Annotated in this window: 21 protein-coding genes and 2 tRNA genes; 7 read left to right on the top strand and 16 right to left on the bottom strand. The window is 52.1% G+C overall.

All coding sequences use genetic code 11. From position 1 onward, the window contains the following. The first annotated feature begins 37 nt into the window (after nucleotides 1–37). The 6 genes from DI579_RS02685 to DI579_RS02660 all read left to right on the top strand — a co-directional run bounded on the left by DI579_RS02685 (nucleotide 38) and on the right by DI579_RS02660 (nucleotide 3,579). A tRNA-Ile gene (locus tag DI579_RS02685) sits at nucleotides 38–111 on the top strand. A gap of 155 nt (nucleotides 112–266) precedes the next feature. Further along, complete coding sequence (locus DI579_RS02680; protein WP_290598345.1) at nucleotides 267–1,115, top strand: hypothetical protein; 849 nt, start codon at nucleotides 267–269, stop codon at nucleotides 1,113–1,115. Nucleotides 1,116–1,330: 215 nt separating this feature from the next. Continuing rightward, on the top strand, nucleotides 1,331–1,591 hold the full coding sequence (locus tag DI579_RS02675; RefSeq protein WP_290598344.1) for a hypothetical protein: 261 nt from the start codon (nucleotides 1,331–1,333) through the stop codon (nucleotides 1,589–1,591). Nucleotides 1,592–1,623: 32 nt separating this feature from the next. Beyond that, a complete protein-coding gene (locus DI579_RS02670; protein ID WP_290598343.1) occupies nucleotides 1,624–1,827 on the top strand; it encodes a hypothetical protein in 204 nt (67 codons plus the stop codon). Nucleotides 1,828–2,042: 215 nt separating this feature from the next. Beyond that, nucleotides 2,043–2,429: a transcriptional regulator gene (locus DI579_RS02665; protein WP_290598342.1), complete on the top strand. Its 387-nt coding sequence runs from the start codon at nucleotides 2,043–2,045 to the stop codon at nucleotides 2,427–2,429. Between the two features lie 217 nt (nucleotides 2,430–2,646). Further along, nucleotides 2,647–3,579 carry a cation diffusion facilitator family transporter gene (locus DI579_RS02660; RefSeq protein ID WP_290598341.1) on the top strand — a complete coding sequence of 311 codons (933 nt, stop codon included), beginning with the start codon at nucleotides 2,647–2,649 and terminating at the stop codon, nucleotides 3,577–3,579. Between the two features lie 12 nt (nucleotides 3,580–3,591). Here the strand turns inward: DI579_RS02660 and DI579_RS02655 are convergent, their stop codons facing one another. From DI579_RS02655 to DI579_RS02625, 7 genes are all read right to left on the bottom strand, one after another. Next, nucleotides 3,592–4,221 (bottom strand): bifunctional 2-polyprenyl-6-hydroxyphenol methylase/3-demethylubiquinol 3-O-methyltransferase UbiG, encoded by a 630-nt coding sequence (locus DI579_RS02655; RefSeq protein ID WP_290598340.1) that lies wholly within the window; start codon nucleotides 4,219–4,221, stop codon nucleotides 3,592–3,594. Between the two features lie 64 nt (nucleotides 4,222–4,285). Continuing rightward, complete coding sequence (locus tag DI579_RS02650; RefSeq protein ID WP_303678644.1) at nucleotides 4,286–6,040, bottom strand: ABC-F family ATP-binding cassette domain-containing protein; 1,755 nt, start codon at nucleotides 6,038–6,040, stop codon at nucleotides 4,286–4,288. Between the two features lie 105 nt (nucleotides 6,041–6,145). Then, nucleotides 6,146–6,218 (bottom strand) — tRNA-Asn (locus tag DI579_RS02645). Between the two features lie 114 nt (nucleotides 6,219–6,332). Continuing rightward, nucleotides 6,333–8,312, bottom strand: a complete 1,980-nt coding sequence (gene dnaG / locus DI579_RS02640; protein WP_303678643.1) for a DNA primase — start codon at nucleotides 8,310–8,312, stop codon at nucleotides 6,333–6,335. Between the two features lie 61 nt (nucleotides 8,313–8,373). After that, nucleotides 8,374–9,726, bottom strand: coding sequence for a deoxyguanosinetriphosphate triphosphohydrolase (locus tag DI579_RS02635; RefSeq protein WP_290598337.1), 1,353 nt, complete (start codon nucleotides 9,724–9,726; stop codon nucleotides 8,374–8,376). A 100-nt stretch (nucleotides 9,727–9,826) separates the two neighbouring features. Next, nucleotides 9,827–10,636 (bottom strand): trimeric intracellular cation channel family protein, encoded by an 810-nt coding sequence (locus DI579_RS02630; protein ID WP_290598336.1) that lies wholly within the window; start codon nucleotides 10,634–10,636, stop codon nucleotides 9,827–9,829. Between the two features lie 147 nt (nucleotides 10,637–10,783). Beyond that, nucleotides 10,784–12,169: a glycine--tRNA ligase gene (locus DI579_RS02625; protein WP_290598335.1), complete on the bottom strand. Its 1,386-nt coding sequence runs from the start codon at nucleotides 12,167–12,169 to the stop codon at nucleotides 10,784–10,786. A 246-nt stretch (nucleotides 12,170–12,415) separates the two neighbouring features. Between DI579_RS02625 and DI579_RS02620 the strand changes: the two genes are divergently transcribed. Continuing rightward, complete coding sequence (locus DI579_RS02620) at nucleotides 12,416–12,784, top strand: helix-turn-helix transcriptional regulator (RefSeq protein ID WP_290598334.1); 369 nt, start codon at nucleotides 12,416–12,418, stop codon at nucleotides 12,782–12,784. 3 nt (nucleotides 12,785–12,787) lie between these two features. Here DI579_RS02620 and DI579_RS02615 read toward each other — a convergent pair whose 3' ends face one another. From DI579_RS02615 to hrcA, 9 genes are all read right to left on the bottom strand, one after another. Beyond that, nucleotides 12,788–13,552, bottom strand: a complete 765-nt coding sequence (locus tag DI579_RS02615; RefSeq protein WP_290598450.1) for an isoprenyl transferase — start codon at nucleotides 13,550–13,552, stop codon at nucleotides 12,788–12,790. A gap of 155 nt (nucleotides 13,553–13,707) precedes the next feature. Continuing rightward, nucleotides 13,708–14,475 (bottom strand): DNA repair protein RecO, encoded by a 768-nt coding sequence (gene recO, locus DI579_RS02610; RefSeq protein ID WP_290598333.1) that lies wholly within the window; start codon nucleotides 14,473–14,475, stop codon nucleotides 13,708–13,710. A 2-nt stretch (nucleotides 14,476–14,477) separates the two neighbouring features. Beyond that, nucleotides 14,478–15,419: a GTPase Era gene (era, locus tag DI579_RS02605; RefSeq protein WP_290598332.1), complete on the bottom strand. Its 942-nt coding sequence runs from the start codon at nucleotides 15,417–15,419 to the stop codon at nucleotides 14,478–14,480. Then, on the bottom strand, nucleotides 15,412–16,764 hold the full coding sequence (locus DI579_RS02600) for a hemolysin family protein (RefSeq protein WP_290598331.1): 1,353 nt from the start codon (nucleotides 16,762–16,764) through the stop codon (nucleotides 15,412–15,414). Before DI579_RS02600 ends, era begins: the two co-directional genes overlap by 8 nt. A 12-nt stretch (nucleotides 16,765–16,776) precedes the next feature. Next, nucleotides 16,777–17,256 carry an rRNA maturation RNase YbeY gene (gene ybeY, locus DI579_RS02595; protein ID WP_290598330.1) on the bottom strand — a complete coding sequence of 160 codons (480 nt, stop codon included), beginning with the start codon at nucleotides 17,254–17,256 and terminating at the stop codon, nucleotides 16,777–16,779. After that, nucleotides 17,253–18,317 (bottom strand): PhoH family protein, encoded by a 1,065-nt coding sequence (locus DI579_RS02590; RefSeq protein ID WP_290598329.1) that lies wholly within the window; start codon nucleotides 18,315–18,317, stop codon nucleotides 17,253–17,255. The genes ybeY and DI579_RS02590 overlap by 4 nt, the downstream gene beginning before the upstream one ends. A gap of 17 nt (nucleotides 18,318–18,334) precedes the next feature. Continuing rightward, nucleotides 18,335–19,090: a 16S rRNA (uracil(1498)-N(3))-methyltransferase gene (locus DI579_RS02585; protein ID WP_290598328.1), complete on the bottom strand. Its 756-nt coding sequence runs from the start codon at nucleotides 19,088–19,090 to the stop codon at nucleotides 18,335–18,337. Between the two features lie 31 nt (nucleotides 19,091–19,121). Continuing rightward, nucleotides 19,122–20,273, bottom strand: a complete 1,152-nt coding sequence (gene dnaJ, locus DI579_RS02580; protein ID WP_290598327.1) for a molecular chaperone DnaJ — start codon at nucleotides 20,271–20,273, stop codon at nucleotides 19,122–19,124. A gap of 48 nt (nucleotides 20,274–20,321) precedes the next feature. Then, nucleotides 20,322–21,359 carry a heat-inducible transcriptional repressor HrcA gene (gene hrcA, locus DI579_RS02575; protein ID WP_290598326.1) on the bottom strand — a complete coding sequence of 346 codons (1,038 nt, stop codon included), beginning with the start codon at nucleotides 21,357–21,359 and terminating at the stop codon, nucleotides 20,322–20,324. Nucleotides 21,360–21,521 lie beyond the last annotated feature (162 nt).

Raw genomic sequence — 21,521 nt, 5'->3', positions numbered from 1 at the left:
AAGCCCACAAGCGTTCTTCACGCATATATGTGGGTATGTGCCCGTAGCTCAGTCGGTTAGAGCAGATGACTCATAATCATCCGGTCCTGGGTTCGAGCCCCAGCGGGCGCACTTTTTATCGTGGCTAATGGTGTCATCCTTTCCAGATAATCCCGATTAAGGATTTGCAATAGTGAAGTAAGGCCATTTCGAGGGGAATAGTCAGCGTTGTACTGTCAATCGCAGCACTTGCGGATAATTTGTTTCGACACACCTGGAGATTTTTTATGACGACACCTACTTCTCCCCAGAATGAAGGTTCAGAATTCTACCCTCAAGACACCTATGTACAGGGCGCTTACCCGCAAGATACCGAGCAGCAGTTCTACCCACAAGATACATACTCCCAGTATGTCTACCCGCAGGACACCTATTCTCAAGGTGACGGGCAACAGTTCTATCCACAGAGCGACTATCCACAGGATGACTATCCGCAAGGTGTCTACCCACAAAGCGACGAGCAACTCTACTACCCGTCGCAGAATTATTCACAGCAGGGTGAAGAGACCAGTTCAGGTGATGGCGAACAACAGGGGAAGAAGTCGAAAAAAGGCCGCATTATTGGATTTTCCGTGGGTGGAGCGGTTTTAGTCATCGTTATTGCGGTTGTATGCGTTCTCGTGTTTACAGAGGGTTCAGTAAGGAGCGTGGATAAGCTTGCTGAAGGCATTCAACACAATATTCAGGAAGGCAGAGATATTAGCGAGTATCTCTGCGAGACACCTAAAGAACGCTTAGTATATGGAGCCTTCAGCCCGTATGAAGATGCAGAGACATGGCAAGGCGCCAAAGATGAATTGGCATACCTGCCTGTTATTGATGACATAATGCGGGCGCTATCGCACAACCCTAATGCGAAAGTGAAAGTCACTAAAAAAGATGGTTCCACAGCCGTTTTGGACTACCACTACAGCGGTAATGACGTCAAAGGAAAAATTAGCAATTCTTCTCTTTCTGCAACTGGACTAACAAGGCAGCAGTCAGACCTCCTCGTTGATGACACATTCAATAGACAGCCCACAATTACCTATCATGCAGAAAAGCGCAATGGTAAATGGTGCGTCCTCAATAAATAGCTACATTTTCGTCATAATGCGCTGCCAAGATAGCAAAGACTAAATTTTTTAATAAATTTTCCTGCTAAGGCATGGTCATTCCCACGACTAGGAGTCTGAACGCACGCATATCCAACATAAGCATCGCAAAACACCATAGAAAGAACTGTGTGTAAACCTTGATGGAGATGTATTCCACGCCATGAAAGCCCGAAACCACAAAATCAGGTAACGATATGAGAAGCGACGAAGAACTACTAAAAGAAATCGAATCTCAAGATTTCGACCCAAACGCGGGGAAAACATATACAAAAAAAGAAGACGTACAGCTCATCGTAGCTCACCTAGAGCAGCTATCAGCCCAAAAGCGAGTAAATGAAGCAGTGGCAGCAGCCAGAAAATCTGGGACAACCTGGGAAACAATAGGGGACATACTGAGGATGAGCAAACAAGATGCCCAACAAAAATACGGAACGGCAAAGGGCGAAAAGCAGTAATAGACCTCGATAATGGCTACTACGCTACTACAATGGCCAAAGAGGAACTCGACAACGGCCACACCATGCAAGTCTTCCTCGCTGTCAACGCCAAACTTGAAGAAGCACGAATCACCGCCATTGCCCGCGATGAGGATGATGAAATCAGCGATTATTACAAAAGTCTGATACTGACGATTTGCCGGAGCTTGATGGTTTGTTTGATAGACGCAAGAAGTAACAGAAGTTTTGCTTGAAGAAGTACAAGGCTATAAACGGTAGGTAAAAGTAAGTACCTCTGCCGCCATCGGAATGACAAGGGCACCGCATAAGCCTAAACAACAGACAAACTTGTTTGACGATAGCTCTAGCGGAAGCCCTTTTTATTGTTACAGGTGGATAGTATTCTGCTTGATATGAACTGCATCTATCGCAGTTTTTGCATGGTTGTGCGGACGAGGAAAAACAAACAATGGAAAATACTTATACAGCTATTACGGAACAAGGTGATGACTGGTGGGTCATTCAACTCGAAGAATATCCGGAAATTATCACTCAAACGCGACGGCTAGACCAAATACCAGATATGGTACGTGACGCTTTAACCTTGTTCCCGGAGATTACTAAAGATCCGGAGAATGCAACCATTGTTATCCAGGTACAGGGAGAAGTAGAAGAACTAGCTAAGCAGGCACGTGAACTTGACCAACAAGCAAAAAAGTTGCAAGAGCAAGCCTCAAATTGTATGAGAGATACAGTACAAAAGCTCGTAGAACATGGTCTAAAACTCCGCGATATAGGAACTTTGTTGAATATCAGTTCTCATCGTGTCCAGAAACTCTCAAAGCTGCAAGACTGACGGTAATTAAGTAACAAATGCAGAGCGAAGGGTGATCTGGCATAGCCAGATCACCCACAGCATGGTCATATCATGAGAAATGACGAAGAACTACTAAAATTACTGATCACACGCATTTCAAATATCTCTTTAACAAGATTATCCCCTCATATTCTCTTGCTAACGTGAATACAACTCTCTAATATATGCATTATCACGCATATATTAGAGAGGGATCATGGACTCTTCCATTCACACGCACGGTCACATCCATGGCCACACTCATGACCATGCCAATACCGAACAACTCTCTCACACTCCACAATGGCGCATCGGCGTAGCAATCGGTCTGGGACTCGTTACCGTCATCACCCAAATTATTGTTGGTATTCTCTCCGGCTCACTCGCCCTCCTCTCAGATTCAGCACACGCCTTCACCGATGTTTTTGGACTATGCACGGCCCTCGTCGCTATTCGTATTGGCTCTAAAACCTCCCCCACCCCGCAACATAGCTATGGACTTCGCCGCGTAGAAGTCATTGCCGCCGGATTCAATGCCCTATTACTTCTAGTGGTAGCCGTCATCATTGTTGTTGAGGCCGTAAAACGACTCATTAATCCAGTAGAAGTACAGGGCCTACCTGTCGCCATCGTGGCGGTTGTCGGCCTCCTCATGAACTTCTTTGCCTTCCTCGCCATGCGAGGCGGAAAAGACGAGTCCATCAACGTCAAAGGCGCTTATCTAGAAGTTCTAGCCGACATGATCGGCTCCGTCGGCGTTCTCATCTCCGGCGCTATCACCTATTTCACCGGCTGGGTCTATGCAGACATTGTCGCCGCAGTTCTCATTGCACTGTGGGTTCTCCCCCGCGCCTTCACACTGCTACGCCAAGTAGGTAACGTCATCCTCCAAGGAACCCCCGAAGACATTGACACGACGGCACTCCGCGACGAGATTTTAGCCCTTGATGGTGTCCAAGCTGTCCATCACTTCCATGTATGGAGTCTCACCACCGAGGACAATATCGGATCTGTCCACGTTGTTAGTACTAATCCGGATACACGCCGCGACGTGCAGACACTCATGGAACAGAAATACCACCTACACCACGTCACAGTGCAGATGGAAAGCCCCACAGAATGCTGCGACACCGCCAAAGCGTGCTGCTAGTAGCTTGTTTGGCTAGCCCCAGTTTTCTGCGTGCAGGAGAACATCTACAGCCTGCGCGTGGCCCGCTGGGCGCACCATGTGTTCCAAGCGAATAACGCGCATCCCGGCGCTAGCACTAGCCAGATCCGCCACCGTTGGCAAAACCGCGGAGTCCTGCGGGCCACCAATACCATGCCGTAGATTCTCTGCCGCATGACCCAAATAGAGAAGCGCTCCCTGTGGCTTCAACCATGCCTGACTGCGCTTCAGCACATCACGCAACTGCTGCATGGGTAAATGCAGATAGGCCCCCAAAACAAGGTCAAACTTCCCAGATTTGAAGCGCTCATCTTCCGTCACCTGGGCGTCATAAACCGGCACCCACGTGCAGACGTCACCAACTGTGTAGATGATCTTCGGACCAAGCGAATCATGCTCCTGCGCAATCCGAATAGCCTCCGGGGAAAGATCAACCCCCACAACATCCCAGCCCATCTGCGCCAGCAAACGAGCATGGCGGCCATCACCACAGCCCAAATCAAGAGCTGTTCCGGGCTCCATAGTAGAAAGGCGCTCCACGACTGCCGCGGCAGGGGTCCCTCCCCACGGAGCAGGTGTAGCACTATAGCGAGCGTCCCAGTCTGCAGATGTATGGTCTGTCATGGTTTCCAGAATAGTCCGAACTATGCATCTCTACCGGCCACGCACGCCCCCAACAAAGACAGTGTTACGAAAAGACGTCCGGCATTACCCCACGCGGAAGTTCCTCCACAACACCATCTTTCACAACAAGATGACGAGCCTCAATACGGTCAATCATGCGCTGATCGTGTGTCACTATCACCACAGTGCCCTCGCACTGTTCAACAGCGTCCTGTACTTCCTCAATAAGATCCACACTCAGATGGTTAGTGGGCTCATCCATCAGCAGAATCTCAGGCGGATTCGCCACCAGGAGAACCAACGCCACCCGGCGCTGCTGTCCCAGGGAAAGGTCACCGACAGGGCGTTTTGCATCTTCTGGCGTGATAAGGCCCAGTTCATCAAGGTCAAGTGACTGCGGCGTAGCAGCAAAGTTATACAGCTCAGCAGCACTCTTCGTAGGATCATCCCACTGCTGCACCTGTTCCAGAATAGCCAGTCGAGCCCCCTGCCCTATCTTCACTTCCCCAGCTTCCGGCTTAAGCGCACCGGTAATAACATGCAGCAGGCTGGATTTACCCGCCCCATTAGGACCCGTAATAATGACGGTCTCCCCCGGACGGATAGTGAGCGAACCGACTCGCAGACGCTGTGGTACCACCACACCACGCAGTTTCAGGTGGTAATCCTCGTCGGATCCGGCAGCCACGCGTTTACCACTAGGAGCCTTTGCCAGAGGGGCGTGGAAACCCAACAGCACGGGCGGCTTCGCCACCCCATTTTCATCCAAATCAGCAAGTTTTTGGCGGGCTGCGCGAACACGTCGAGCGATCTGCTTTTCTACCCGGCCACCGGCCTGGTTATAGGACATTTTGTCATTATCGTGGCGGGCACGCCCGGGGGAAACGTCACGCGCATCCTTCTCAATCGTGGTTTCCAAGTGGTCCCGCTGGTGTTCCTCCGTACGCCACTGGTGTTCCCAGAGTTGTCGTTCATGGCGGCGGTGTTTATCGTATTGCGTCCAGTTACCGGTGAAGAAGCCCATGCCTTCCCGGTTGCGAACAATATCGCCAATGTGGGTACAGGTTTCATCCAAAAAATCGCGGTCGTGGGTAGCAAGAATCACAATGCCGGGGTGTTCACGAATCGTTTTCGCCACAAGTTCACGGCCACGCCCGTCAAGATGGTTTGTGGGTTCATCCAAAAGCAAAATCTCGGGGGCACGAATCAGAGCCAGAGCAAGTCCCAAACGGGCCCTCTCGCCGCCGCACATATCAATAGTGCGCTGGTCAAGTAAATCTCCGGTGGGTCCTTCCCCGGTAAGACCAAGGTTGTCTAAAACTACTTCCGCGTTATGTTCAGCATCCCATGCATCATGCGCTACTACATCGTTATAAATGTCCGTGTAGCGTCGTTCCGCCTGTGTAGCAGCGTCAGGGTCGTCGGCGGTGGCCATAGCATTAGCTGCCTCCTCCAAGGCCTGTAGACGGCGACGAGCCGGCCCTAAGGCCTCCTCTACCAACATACGGCCAGTGGAGTTGAAGGGGGCTTCTAGTTCTTGCGCACCCAAGACACGTGTTCCCTGGTGAGTAACACGTCCGGCAGTGGGTTTTAAGCGGCCAGAGAGAATCCACAGCAGTGTCGATTTACCGACCCCATTGTCCCCCACCAGCCCTAAGACATCGCCAGCAGAAAGAGCGAGGTTGATGTTGTTGAGAACCGGACTTCCGGGATAGTCATAGTAAATATCGGTAGCAACAAGCTGAGTGTCTGCAAAATCCACTGACGCGTCAGCAGAATGCTCAACAGGATGCTCAGTGGGATATACAGACTTAGTCATAAGAGGCTCCTGAAGAAGCAGGAATAACACTAATGTGTGTTACGTGTTCTGCCGCCAGTATAAGCCGTAAAACTATAGCCGGAGAGATGAAGTGAAATAAAAAAGCTCCCCCAGTTGGACTCGAACCAACAACCCTTCGATTAACAGTCGAATGCTCTGCCAATTGAGCTATGGGGGATTAAACACCTTGGTGTTACGAATGGATAGCTTACCTATCTACCCCACTACTCTCCAAATTGCCAGGTTATTACGGGTAAACAAATAGCATTAAAACGCTCTACTACAAGAACGACTAGAACGTCTCAATCGCAACTTGTTTCAAAGTCCTGCGATACTCCTCTAACGCAACCAAGTCTTTAAACATATCCTGGTATTCCGGATCGCTAGCGGGATTCTTGCGTTGCAAAGCAGCTTTCAACTCCGCTACCTGCTGCCCCACCCATACTTCTTCTAACCGGGCGAAAAGTCCCTCCGCATAGCTCACTATATGTTCCTGATCCACAGGGATAGCTTCCACCGCCAGTTCAGATACAACACCTTGAGCTACAAGATCATCAATATGCCCCTGGATAGTGGGTACCCAATTGTGATCCACTACTGCGTTCGTGCAGCCACCACTGGCCTCTATAGCGTCACGAATAGTCCTGTATAGGGGGTAGGTAAAAGCGTCAGAACCGAGCGCGTCAAAGCCCGCTCCAGCCGTCTTAGGGTACTGGATAGCCAAGCGCACAGCTGCCCGCTGACGGCCCTCCTCACTGCCTTCTAGTGGCTTACGGGGACGAATAATACGGGGCTTATTCTGCCCACTGGAGGCAGATACAGTTTCTCCAAAACGAGAAGAAGCGTCACCCGAGCTATTTCCCTGCGACTGAGGTGCCCGCAGCTGTGTTTGTCGTGAGTGTCCCTGCCGTGCCCCGCGGGATTGTTGGCGTTTACCGTAACGCGCTTCCTTCCGCACCCGGTTAACGATCTCCGTAGTGTCACTCCATCCCAACCAGCCGGCCAGCTGACGGGCATACTCATCTCGCAAAGCGGAATCTCTAATATCCGCAACAACGGGAACAAGACGCGCGAGTGCCGCTACGCGCCCCTCCGGAATAGACAGATCAAATTCTTTCAACAAGGATCTGAGGGCAAACTCAAACATGGGGATACGCCGCGCAATCAGATCCCGCACGACTACATCTCCCTCCGCCTGGCGCAGCTCGCAGGGGTCCATACCGCCCGGCGCAATGCACACAAACTTTTGTCCGGCGAATTGTTGGTCCCCGGTGAAGGCTCGCATGGCGGCTTTTTGACCGGCCTCGTCCCCATCGAACGTGTAGATAATTTCCCCACGGTAGTAGTTGTCGTCCATGAGGAAGCGGCGCAAAATAGCCAAATGCTCGTCGCCAAATGCTGTCCCGCAGGCGGCTACAGCGGTTTTCACGCCAGCCGCCCACATGGCCATAACGTCGGTGTACCCCTCCACAACGACGCATTGATGAGATTCGGCAATGTATTTCTTGGCTTTGTCGAGACCGAAAAGGACTTTCGATTTTTTGTACAACATGGTCTCGGGTGTGTTCATGTACTTCCCGAGCTTGTCGTCATCGTAGAGTTTACGTGCGCCGAAACCCACGACTTCCCCGCTGGGGATGCTAATAGGCCAGATAAGACGGCGGTGAAAACGATCAATGGGGGTTCCCCGCGACCCCATCTTGGAGATACCTGCGGCTTCTAATTCTTCAAATGTAAAACCTTGTTTTTGCAGATGCCGGGTGACGGTGTCCCAGCCGGCGGGGGCATATCCACAGGTGAACTCTTTAATGAGTGCTTCGTCGAATCCGCGTTGTAGAAGCATGTCGCGGGCGTCTTGGGCTTCTGGGGTTTCGAGTTGTTCCTGGTAGAACTTGTGAGCTGCGGCATTGGCCTGGAGGAGACGGCGGCGGGTACCGCGCTGCTGTGGTGTGGTGGATCCGCCGCCTTGGTAGTTGATGCGGTAGCCGATACGGTCGGCGAGTTGTTCAACGGCCTCTACGAAGCTGATGTGCTCCATCTTCATGAGGAAGCTGAAAACGTCACCGCCTTCACCCGTGGAGAAGCAGTGATAGTAGCCATGGTTGGGGCGTACGTGAAAGGACGGGGTTTTCTCGTCGGTGAAGGGACTGAGGCCTTTGAGGGAGTCTACGCCGGCAGGCTGGAGAGAAACGTACTCCCCTACGACATCTTCGATGCGTACCTGGTTACGGATCTCTTCAATGTCACTTTCTGGAATCCGTCCCTTAGCCATGGTTCGAGGATACTCTATATTGCTCGCACCAGTGTGGTACAGCCATCATATTCTCTGTGTTCTATCCCCAACCGGCCTGAATACCTGCCGCTGCCCGGTCGACGCGTTCCAGGCGAGTTTCGGTGTAGGAGGCTATTTGGTCAACAACGACACGCATACGTGCCGCATCGTCGTCTGCCTGGCAGGCAGCTTTCCAGTCATCCCAGAAAACAGGGTCAAGACCACCTTCACCAGCGTTCATGAGCCAGTTAGCAACGCGGAAGATACGGTCATATTGGCGTTCTTGTGCCCGCAGATGGTCCACATTGTGCATGACGTAGCGCACAGCCACCGTTTTCAGTAATCCCACTTCTGCTTCAATATCACGCGAGATTTTCAGTTCACCATGGTAGCGACCCAATTCTCCGGAGTAGTGGGCACGGGTGGTGGCAATGGTGGAATTGACGAATCGTCCCACCAGTTCCGAGGTGAGTTGTTTCAGGGCAACAAGGTTAGCGCGGGACCCAAAATACTTCTTGACGGGGATAGAGCCGGCAGGGACAGCATTAGCAGAAGCAGTGTTAGATGGTGGCATTGAATTGGATACGCATGATTCCGCAACGTCACGAACATGGGGAAGTTCCCACAAGCGAGAAGCAGCAGCGGCAACACGATCTGCGGACAGTCCAAAAGTTTCGTGCGCATCGGCGGCAAGCGCGGAGGATTCTGAGGAATCCCCAAGTACGCGCAGATCAATGCGGCCGGAGAGGATCCCATCCTCAACATCATGCACAGAGTAGGCAATATCATCCGACCAATCCATAATCTGTGCTTCTAAACATTTTCGATGCTGCGGTGCGCCCTCCCGAACCCATGCGAGAGTGGCGGCATCATCTACATAGGCACCGAATTTTTTGTTTCCGGGTTGGCGAGTCCATGGGTATTTACAGATAGCGTCAAGAGCTGCACGGGACAGGTTAAGCCCCCGTGATGAACCATCGTCTGCCAGTACTTTTGGTTCCAGGCGGGTAAGGATACGCAGTGTTTGCGCATTCCCTTCAAATCCACCGCACTCTGCTGCAAGATCATCAAGGGCGCGTTCCCCATTATGGCCATAGGGCGGGTGGCCAATATCGTGGGCAAGACCCGCCAATTCTGCAAGATCCTCATCAACCCCCAGACCGGCGGCAATACCAGCGGATATCTGTGCTACTTCCAGGGAATGGGTAAGGCGTGTACGTGGCACATCGCCTTCCTGCGGCCCAACCACTTGAGTTTTATCGGCAAGACGACGAAGCGCACCACTATGCAAGATACGTGCGCGGTCGTGGGAAAAGGGACTACGCCGGTCACAATGGCCAGTTTCTCCCAGTTGCGAAGCCTTGGGATGTTCTGGTTGTTGCCGGGCTAGATCGTGATCGGTATAAACACTCATGTTGGTTTTATTCTACCGAGCATTTTGACAGGTACTCTAGCAGGACATGCAGCCATTATTGGTGTGCCACAGGGTTATTCTTAGCTAGGGTTGTTCTCCCCTAGGCAGTCTTGTTGCCCTTCTCACTGGTATCAGAGTGATCCGCAGTTATTGGAGGGTGAAGATCCTCTGTACCGTCATTTCCAGTGTTATTACCTGCCTGCTGCGAGCGGCTGACGTGCTCTTCCATTCGCTGCAAATTACGGAGGTGGGATTTCGCCCGATGGGATTTATCACCTTTAATCTTGCGGAGAAATTGTGCCGCTGCCGAATCAATACTCCAATCGGGTAAATCCGGAAGGGACCATCCGAAAAGCCGGGCAGGTAGGCAGAGAGCACCCCCGGTGATAGTGCCCGCAATCATACCGACGCCAGGATAACCAATGCCATGCACCATGGTGACCACGGCAGCACCGGCTAATGCTGGTGTCGCATACAGTGTATTGCCGCCAAATACCTCAGGTGTACGGCCTACGAGCACGTCACGAATAATTCCCCCGCCAATAGCGGTAACAACGCCTAGCAAGAGGGCAGGTCCTACCCCTAACCCGGCAGCTAATGTTTTTGAAGCGCCCGTGGCTGCCCATGACCCAACGGTCAATGCGTCAATAACACTGAAAAGATTAATCCAGAATTTTCGGTCATCGATGCGGAGCACCATGGAGATAAACACACCACAAACTGCCGCTATAAGGTAGGAACCATTGGTGAGGGCAATAGGCGTGAGATTCAGCATGATGTCACGTAGTACACCGCCACCGAGAGCTGTACTAATACCCAGAATAAGGAATCCGACGAAATCAAATTTATGGCGGCGCGCCACGGTGCCGCCCAGACAACCTCCACAGAATACGCCCGTCAAGTCGATCACTCGAAAGACGAGCTCCTGATTCAGGAGAACGCCATCCATCTAACCTCGTCGATTCCTTTAAACGTGGGTGTACAAATAAGCCGTGAGGCACACACGTGCCACGTACCTATTGTCCTACGGGAGGACGCAAATGCACAGGGTTTTACGCTAGCAGCCACATAAACGTTCTGCGAGGTAGCTCTCCACATTATCGAGGGAGACGCGTTCCTGGCTCATCGTGTCACGCTCGCGAATAGTGACGGCTTGGTCATCCTTCGTATCGAAGTCGACAGTGACACAGAATGGGGTACCAATCTCATCCTGGCGACGGTAACGCTTGCCGATACCCTGCGCATCATCAAAGTCCACATTCCAGCGCTGACGCAATTGCGCAGCCAGATCACGGGCTACCGGGCTGAGCTCTTCATTGCGAGACAGCGGCAATACGGCAGCCTTCACGGGGGCAAGTCGGGGGTCAAGATGCAGCACAGTGCGCTTATCAATCTTGCCGTTTGCTTTCGGAATTTCCTCCTCCTCATATGCGTCAACAAGGAAGCACATGAGGGAGCGGGTGAGTCCGGCGGCCGGTTCAATGACGTAAGGAATGTAGCGTTCACCAGTAGCCTGGTCGAAGAATGAGAGATCTTCGCCCGAATGCTTGCTGTGTACGGTGAGGTCATAGTCGGTGCGGTTGGCGATACCTTCTAGCTCGCCCCACTTAGAGCCCGTGAAGTGGAAGGCATATTCAATATCCACTGTGCGCTTAGAGTAGTGGGAAAGTTTCTCTTTAGGATGCTCGTAGAGACGCAGATTTTCTTCCCGCACACCCAGGTCGGTGTACCACTTCCAGCGCTCGTCAATCCAGTACTGGTGCCATTCTTCGTCTTCCCCCGGCTTGACGAAAAATTCCATCTCCATCTGCTCGAATTCACGCGTACGGAAGATGAAGTTACCGGGAGTGATCTCGTTACGGAAGGATTTACCAATGTTGCCAATACCGAAAGGCAGCTTCATGCGGGATGTCGTCATGACGTTCTTGTAGTTGACGAAGATACCCTGGGCTGTTTCTGGACGCAGGTAGTGCAGGCCTTCTTTATCGTCTACTGGGCCGAGGTAGGTTTTCATGAGGCCGGAGAATGCCCGCGGCTCCGTCCAGTTACCGGGCTGGCCGGTTTCCGGATCGGGAATGTCGGCTAGCCCATTGGCGGGGGCGTGGCCATGTTTTTCTTCGTAGGCTTCCAGAAGATGGTCAGCGCGGTAGCGCTTGTGGGTGTAGAGAGATTCCACGAGCGGGTCGGTGAACACTTCAACGTGGCCGGAGGCTTCCCACACTTGACGCGGCAGGATGATGGAAGAGTCAAGACCGACAACATTGTCACGGCTTCGCACCATATTGTTCCACCACTGGCGTTTAATGTTGTCCTTCAGTTCCACACCAAGCGGACCGTAATCCCATGCGGAACGTGTACCACCGTAGATTTCGCCGCACGGGTATACAACTCCCCGGCGTTTGCATAGGTTAGCGACGGACTCTACAAGGTTATTTTTGGCCACGACTATGTACTCCTTTATGCATGCCAGCGGGAAGTCCCTGCTGACCACATACTAGCAGGCAAAGCCGTATAAACCCATTTAAACTTCCATTTAAACCACTGTTTAAAGCACAGTGCTGTAGGCAGTATGAGTTCTGCCATTTGTCACACTCAGTATGATGAGGGAAGGACGCCAGTTGACGTCCTGCTGTACAATTACTGCATTATTCATGCAGTACCCTTGCGGTAATTCAAGACGGGACACGACATGACAGAAGTATCGGAAGAGCATTGCGCCGACTCCGACGGGGTTGACAAGGATCTCGCAGAACTTCCCCCACAGAAGGTAATGGAAGCCGCCGGCACTCTTTTACAGTCGCTTACTGCCCCGGCCCGCATCGCCATTATTGTGCAATTACAACACCGTCCCTGCTGCGTACATGAATTAGTATCCGCACTGGATATGCCACAGCCGGCAGTTTCTCAACATTTGCGAGTCCTCAAAAATACTGGTGTGGTGAAATCCACACAGCGGGGTCGTGAGCATATCTACTCGTTAGTGGACGAGCACCTATCCGGCATTGTTAATGATGCCCTTTCCCACGCGGAAGAAATCGTCAACAAGCGTTTCCTCTAACCACTACTTGCCTGTGTTGCCGCCGAAACGGCGGTCACGTCGCGCGTACTCTTCAAGGGCTGCCCATAAATAGGTGCGGTCAAAATCAGGGAAAAGTACATCCTGGTAGACCATCTCCGCATAGGCACTCTCCCAGAGCAGGAAGTTACTTGTCCGTTTCTCACCAGAGGGCCGCAGGAAAAGATCCACATCCGGCATCTCTGGAACATACATCAACCGTGAAAGAGTGTCCTCGTTAATATCACGCGGATCTACTACCCCCTCTTTTACTGCCATCGCTAACCGATTAGCAGCATCGGTAATTTCTGCTCTTCCCCCATAATTGACACACATCACAAGGTTCATAGTGGTGTTATCGCGAGTAAGCTCCTCCGCAATCTCGAGTTCTTTAATAACGGAGGGCCACAAACGGGGACGCCGTCCAGCCCAGTGAATGCGCACTCCCATATCGTTGAGCTCATCTCGTTGCCACCGTAAAACGTTACGCGAGAAACTCATAAGGAAACGCACTTCCTCATAGCTACGGCTCCAATTCTCCGTGGAGAATGCATAAGCTGATAGCCACGGAATACCCGCATCAAGGCAGGCTCTGCATACTTCTGGCAGCACAGCTTCCCCACGACGATGCCCCTCTGTACGGCTCATACCGCGTTGCTGCGCCCAACGGCCATTCCCATCCATCACCAGCGCAATGTGGTGGGGAAGAAACTCGGCGGGAATAGCTGGCGGAGCAGATGTGAAATCATGCCCAGCGAAGCAGGGATCCATCTGCTCCCCACGCGTGTAGATACGAGTCTCTTCATCTGGTAGGAGATCTTCCGTCACCGGAACATCATCGACGAAGGTGTGTGCCCCCTCAACCTCCTGCAAACTACGATGCGATGGGCGGGAAAAGAATCCGGTGAGTTTGTCGTACCATACGCTCATCGCCAATGTCCCCTTTCTGCCTCTGCAGCCAGATCAAAGGCAGTAATTTTGCGTTCCGTATGCCATTGTAAATGCGAAACTATCAGCTGGTGAGCTTCCTCCTGTACTCTCCTCCCCAGTTTTTTGTCCCCGGCAATACTATCGGCACGATCCCATCGCGCATCCCGAAGAGAACGCAAATACTCCAGTACTCCCGCCATAGGGGTGGCACTTCCCGGCGGACGATGTTTCACGCACACCACCCCGCCGGCAGCTGGATGAAACGCTTGATGTGGTCCTTCTGCTCCACACACTGCGCATTTATCCAATTCGGGAGCCCACCCGGCTTCTGCCATGGCTCGCAATAAATACGTATCCACCATTTGTTGGGGGGATCGGCGGCCGTAGCTTAATGCCCCCATCACCCCCACTGTCAGGTCAAAAAGCTGCGGATTAGGCTGCTCCTCCTCGCCGAGAAGACGCTCTACTGCTTCTAGGACGGAGGCGGCAGCGGTATAACGCTCATAGTCTGCAACAATGCGCGCATTAAAGGTTTCCACTGTGACAGCTTCGGTAATGGTGTTGAGGTTGCGTCCCGGATAAATCTGCACGTCAATAAGTGTGAAAGGCTCTAGGCGCGCCCCGAAGCGGGAGCGTGTGCGGCGGACCCCCTTGGCAACGCACCGCAATAACCCATGTGCTCTAGTAAAGAGCACAATAATGCGATCTGCTTCACCCAGGTTATAGTGGCGAAGCACTAATCCTTGGTCTCGGAAAGAGGCCATCTCTAGAAGCCTAGCTTGCCTAGCTGTTTCGGATCAGTCTGCCAATCTTTCAGAACTTTTACATGCAGGTCAAGATAGACGCGCGTCCCTAATACTCGGCTAATACCCTGCCGCGCCCGCTGGCCTACCTTCCGCAAACGGGATCCTTTTTTCCCAATAACAATGCCTTTTTGACTATCTCGCTCTACGTATATGGTGGCGTTTACTACTGTGCGGCCCTCGTCATCGGGGTCTGGGTATATTTCCTCAATGGTGCAGGCAATAGAGTGCGGCAATTCATCGCGCACATCCTCTAATACGGCTTCGCGAATGAGCTCGGAGAGGAATTTTTCCGTATCGTCATCTGTGAGTTCGTCTTCCGGATAGAACTGGGGACCCTCCGGCAGTAAGGACGTAAAAACATCAATAACAGTATCTACTTGTTCCCCCGACGCTGCGGAGACGGGAATAACCTCGGCATCTGGCCCTAATAATTCCGCGACAGCAACAAGCTGCGCCGCTATCTGGTCGCGGCTTACCTTGTCCACTTTGGTCACTACACCAATGACTGGTGTGCGGGGAACATTCTTACGAACTTGGTTCAAAATCCAACGATCACCAGGGCCAATTGGTTCATCTGCGGGAATACACAAGCCGATAATGTCCACGTCGGCAAACGTATCCTTCACCAATTCATTCAACCGTTCCCCCAAGAGTGTGCGGGGACGATGCAGGCCTGGAGTATCGACAATAATTAACTGGGCGTTATCGGTGGTGATAATGCCGCGGATAGTGTGGCGAGTAGTTTGTGGCCGGTTGGAGGTGATGGCAATCTTCTGCCCCACCATGGCATTCATAAGAGTTGATTTGCCCGTATTGGGTCGCCCAACGAAGCAGACAAAACCAGACCGGTGCTGAGGATCGTACTCATGTTGACGATTGTGCTCATTGTGCAGCTCACTCATCTTTATTCGACTCCTCTTCCTCGCTATTATCCGCATCGTCGGAATGTATCTTTTCCACGAGCACGGTAGTGACGCGGCGACGGCCGCGGTGATCATGCCCAGCTTCCGCTATTAAATCTAGAGCATCGGTATGAATATGGGCGCCGGGGAGGGGAACGCGTCCCAATTCGTAGGCAAGCAAACCGCCAACTGTATCAACTTCATCAAGAAGCTCTTCATCAAATTCAACTCCCACAGCCTCCGCTAAATCGTCAATGGATAGACGAGCAGAGACGCGCCACTGATTCTCACCGAGTTCTTCTATGGGTGCTACTTCTGACGCATCATATTCGTCAGAGATTTCACCGACAATCTCTTCCAAAATATCTTCGATGGTGATGAGTCCTGCCACACCACCGTATTCGTCAATGAGGATGGCAATATGGTTCCGTTTTGCCCGCATCTCATCAAGAACATCATCCAGGCTCTTAGAGTCTGGAATGAACCAGGCGGGACGCATAAGTTCCGCAACCTGCACGGACTCTGCCCCATCTGTTGCCGAGTAGGTATGGGCAACAAGGTCTTTAAGGTAGACGACACCCACTACATCATCAACGGTGTCGGCAATAACTGGGATACGGGAAAACCCTGATTTCACAGCGAGTTTAATGGCCTGTTTAGCAGTTTTTGTAGATTCGATCCACACCATGTCTGTACGTGGAACCATGGCGGACCGTGCATTACTGTCGCCAAGCTCAACGACAGATTCGATCATTTCTCTTTCGTCATCTTCTACCACACCACGCTGCTGGGCGAGGGTGACGAATTCTTTCAACTCAATATCTGTGGAGAAAGGCCCCTCTTTGAACCCTTTACCGGGCGTAATAGCATTGCCGAGCCATACTAATGCGCGGCTCACTGGCCGGAAAAGCCATGCTATGGAGATAAGCAGCACTGCCGTGTAGCGCAGAACATCATAAGGTTTTTGAAGACCGAGCGTACGTGCCGATACACCCGCCACAACGTAGCTACAGACCACGCTCACAATGCCGGCATACACTAATGCCCACGCAGGTCCCGTACCACCACCATGAGCTTTTCCTACAGTGTCCAGGAATAACGTGGCAAAGAGGATAGTGGCAACAAGCTCAAACGTTGTACGGAGAAAAACAACAACAGCGGTGTAGGCTTCCCGGCGCTCCACCACATGCAACATTTTGTGTGACCCCAGTTCGTTCTCGTGCGCAATTTCAACTGCACGAGCATGGGATACTGTATTGAGGGCCGTATCTTGGGCTGCGCATAGTGCCGCACAGACCATCAGGAGAAGTCCAAAGACCAGACTCAAAATAGCGAGCAAGCTCATAATGTTGTCGGTCTATACCTTTCGAACGCCCATATCGCGTTGGTCGTACCACTCCGCTAAGAGAGCATTTTGAAGAGAGAACATTTCCTGTTCTTCTGCAGCGGTAGCGTGATCGTATCCCAAAAGGTGCAGAACACCGTGCACCGTCAACAGTGCCATCTCGTGGCCGGACCCATGCCCTGCCCGCTTCGCCTGATCTGCCGCGAACTGCGGGCAGATAACAATATCACCCAGCATGGCTGGACCAGGTTGGATACTGTCGGGACGTCCACCCGGGGTGAGCTCATCCATGGGGAAACTCATGACATCTGTGGGGCCGGGAAGATCAAGCCACTGCACATGAAGCTGCTCAATGGTGGCAAGATCGACAAGGGTAATGGCTAATTCAGCAGCTGGGTGAACATCCATGCGCTGCATGACGTATGCAGCGACGTCGATAAGAATGGTCTCATCGACGTCCATACCGGATTCATTAGCTACTTCAATGCTCATGCTTTATCCTTGTGATCCTTACTTCTCTCCCGCGTATTCCTCTCACGCGAACCGCCATTCTTATGGTCAGCATACTGTTGCTCTTTACGCTTCGCCTGCTCCTCGTCGTAGCGCCCGTAAGCCTCAACAATAGCGGTCACAAGACTATGGCGAACAACATCCTCACTTGTGAGATCAATAAACGCAATATCGGGGTTGGCCCCCTCCAACACTCGGCGCGCTATTCGCAGACCAGATGTTTTACCACCCGGTAAATCCACCTGTGTCGAATCACCAGTAATAACCATGGTCGATCCCGCACCCAACCGAGTAAGGAACATTTTCATCTGCTCAGCAGTAGTGTTTTGTGCCTCATCCAAAATGACGAAAGCATTATTGAGAGTACGGCCACGCATATAGGCCAGCGGAGCAACCTCAATAACCCCCGTATCCATCATCTTGCGAGCCTGTTCGGGCTCCATCATGTCACGCAAGGCGTCATAGAGGGGACGTAGGTAAGGATCGATCTTGTCATTTAACGTTCCCGGTAAGAAACCAAGATTTTCACCGGCTTCTACCGCCGGGCGTGTCAGAATAATTCGATTAACGTCTTTAGAACGCAGCGCATTAACTGCCATCGCCATCGCTAGGTACGTCTTACCAGTACCAGCGGGTCCAATACCGAAGACAATTGTGTGCTTCGCAATAGACTCCACATAATGCTTCTGGCCGGCAGTTTGAGCGCGAATAGTACGGCCTCGCACATTCACGACACGGGTGGAGAACACTTCAGAGGGTTCTTCCTCGCTGGGCCCCGACAGCATACTTACTGTTCGCTGCACCATTGGAACATCTACATTAACTCCCTGATTCACAGTATCGAGAAGAGACGTTATCACTGCCTGTGAAAGGGGAAGATCGCCCGGATCATCAGGATCACCAGCGAGAGTAAGTTCTGTGCCACGAACGTGAATATCAGATGTTAACAGTTTTTCGAGTTCACGGAGGTTGGCATCATGGGCACCGAGCAGAAGCGGCATAGTGTCACCTTCAAGAGTGAAGGTGCGAGTGATGATGGGCATGTCTTTAGCTTACCTTGCTACCACCGCTCTGTGAGGACCCCCATCGCTCCTAACGCAACTGCCCCGGCTGCGGCACTCCGTAAAACAGTTGGCCCCATAATGACGGCCTGCCCGCCCGCTGTTTCCAGGGCAGTTAATTCATCTTTAGTAATGCCGCCCTCTGGGCCGACAATAAGCACAATACTTTTTGCACGATTAAATGGCAGAGTCTCCAACGTCATGCGTGCCGACTCATGCAAAATAGCGACCACACCACTAGCACGTTGTGTCTCCGACACTAACGCCACAATGTCATCAAGTGTCGCAACCGGCTTGATCTCCGGATCCCACGCACGACGAGACTGTTTAGCTGCCTCAATAGCAGTTTTCCGCCACTTATTGCGGCCTTTTTCTTTCTTTGCACCACTCCATTGCGCAACACAACGCGATGCCTGCCACGGAATAATGCAATCTGCCCCTGCTTCTGTGCAGAGATCAACGGCCAAATCCGCTGCATCCCCTTTGGGGATACCTTGCACAATCGTCACAGGAGGTTTCTGGCGGGGCACAGTTTTCACGCCATCAACTGTGGCGCGCAACGTATTCTTCCCGTCAATATCCGTCACCCGGCAAATAGCGAGAGTCCCCTGCCCATCACCGAGCATGAGCTTTTCCCCTACCCGTAAACGTTTCACCGTCACCGCATGGCGTCCCTCGGAACCATTCACTGTAATAACAGCTCCGGGGTCCACTTTCATATCGTCTGGGGCAATCCGAAATACGGGAAGAGTCATAGAAAATATCCTAACCTGCCCTCAGCTAGTGCTAAAAAGCCTGCTTTAGACGAGTAAACAGGTTGTCATCATCTTTTTCGGAAAGAACCCGTGCCCCATCTTTTTGCAGACTACGCAACGTCTCCAATGCGGCATGTTCTTCCTCATTGAGCTCTTTCGGAACCGTGACATTAACAAGTACCACGAGTTCGCCACGCCGGCCCGTCCGCACATGTGGCATTCCTTTACCGCGTTCACGAAGAATATCGCCTGGCTGTGTACCAGCAGGAACACGCACAGTATAGATTTCCCCATCTGGCATATTAAGGTCTACTTCGCATCCCAGTGCGGCATCCACCATCGAAACAGAAATATTGCAGTGGAGGGCATCCCCATCACGGGTGAAGACGGGGTCTGGTTTTTGCCTAATTTCCACGTAAAGATCGCCAGCGGGGCCACCACCTGGGCCAACATCGCCCTGGGAGACAAGACGAATACGCATACCGCTACCCACTCCGGCAGGAACTTTAACCGTTACCTTGCGGTTACGCCGTACACGTCCTTCACCTCCGCACGTATGGCACGGGTCGGTAATAATCTGTCCGGTACCACCGCAGTGTGGGCACGTATGGGTTGTGACAACCTGGCCGAGGAAGGACTGCTGTACTTCCTGAATCTGCCCTGTACCGCCACAATATGGGCAGGTGGTTGGCTTTGCTCCAGAGGCAGACCCGGAACCTTGACAATCCGGGCATAGCACATAGGTTGTTACTTCTAGATCCTGCAGACCACCTCGGAAGCATTCCTCAAGGGTGAGTTCTAGGTGGGTAAGGGAGTCGCCACCTGGTTGTACGCGGGAGCGTGGTTCGGCACTGCCGCCACGCATTCCTCCTCCCATGCCCCCCATACCGGCCATGTTGAAGACAGCATCAAAAATGTCACCTACACCGCCGAAGCCTCCGAAGCCTGCGTCACCTCCGCCGGGTTGGCCGAGCGGATCTCCACCCATGTCAACAATGCGGCGTTTTTCGGGGTCGGAAAGAACCTCGTAAGCGGTGGTAACGTCTTTGAACTTCTCGGCAGCTTCCTCTGACGGGTTAACATCTGGGTGTAGTTCACGAGCAAGCTTGCGGTAAGCACTCTTGATTTCGCGGTTAGTGGCATCCTGATTAACGCCGAGGACGCCATAGTAATCCAAAGCCAAGGGAAACGATCCTTAGTGTGAGTAGTGGGACAAGGGCAGATAAGGTTTTTAGTGTCCGGCGAGAATCTCACCGATATAGCGGGCGACAGCCGAAACCGCCGCAATGTTGTTAAGGTAATCCATTCGGGTAGGTCCAATCACGCCAAGACCACCGTAGATGGAATCATCCGCACCATAGGTCGTCGAGACAACAGAGGTGCCATGAATATGTTCAAGGTGCGTTTCCTCCCCAATGCGAACAGTAACTGCGCGCGGATCAGACAGTGGATCCTTAGCAGCACTATTGAGAAGTTTAAGAATGATAACTTGTTCTTCCAACGCATCGAGAAGTTCTTGCAATGATCCATGAAAACTTGCAGCATGACGGGTGAGGTGAGACGTCCCTCCAAGGAGGAGACGCTCTTCCGGATGCTCAATAAGCGTATCAAGGATAATGTGTCCAGCACGTTCTAGCTCTTCCGCATAGGGGTGGCGTGGATCGTCAAGAAGTGTTTCTACCGCGGAAGACGCCTGGCTTAACGTACGCCCCTTCAAAGCAGTGAACTCCTGCTGTAATGTTTCAACAGCTTCTTCAGTAAGATCTCGGTCAAATTCAACAATTCTCTGATCGACACGGCCACGGTCCGTAATGATGACGACAAGAACACGCCTACTGGCCATCTGCATAATTTCCACGTGATACACGCTCGAACGGTGCAAGGTGGGATATTGGATAACCGCAACCTGCTGAGTCAATTGGCTGAGGAGCCGAATACCGCGGTTGAGAACATCGTCAACACTGATGGACTCATCAAGGAAACGGCGAATAGCAGTACGTTCAGCACGGGAAAGAGGCTTAATGTGTTCTATATTGTCAACGAATTCACGGTAGCCCTTCTCGGTGGGGACACGACCCGAGGACGTATGCGGCTGGGTGATATATCCTTCCGCCTCAAGAACAGCCATATCGTTGCGGATAGTGGCGCTTGATACTCCTAGCTGATATTTTTCGACAATAGCTTTTGACCCTACGGGCTCATGAGAGGCCACAAAGTCAGTGACAATAGCCCGGAGGACTTTAAGGCGGCGTTCATCTGCGCGTGCCATAGGACCTCCTCATCTTCTTATTGTCAGACTTATTAGGATTATCGGAATGTTGGGAACACTATCATTACTGCATTCCTACATTGCTACAGTCATTGCTGTAGTCATTGCTACAGTGCTGTATGGCTGCGGATAGATAATACCGTCTATGCCAATTCTGGCACT

The organism is Lawsonella clevelandensis (genome assembly GCF_003241315.1).
GTDB classification, from domain to species: domain Bacteria; phylum Actinomycetota; class Actinomycetes; order Mycobacteriales; family Mycobacteriaceae; genus Lawsonella; species Lawsonella clevelandensis_A.
The sequence above is the reverse complement of the archived record's forward strand: the minus strand, read 5'-3'. Positions and strand labels throughout refer to the sequence as shown.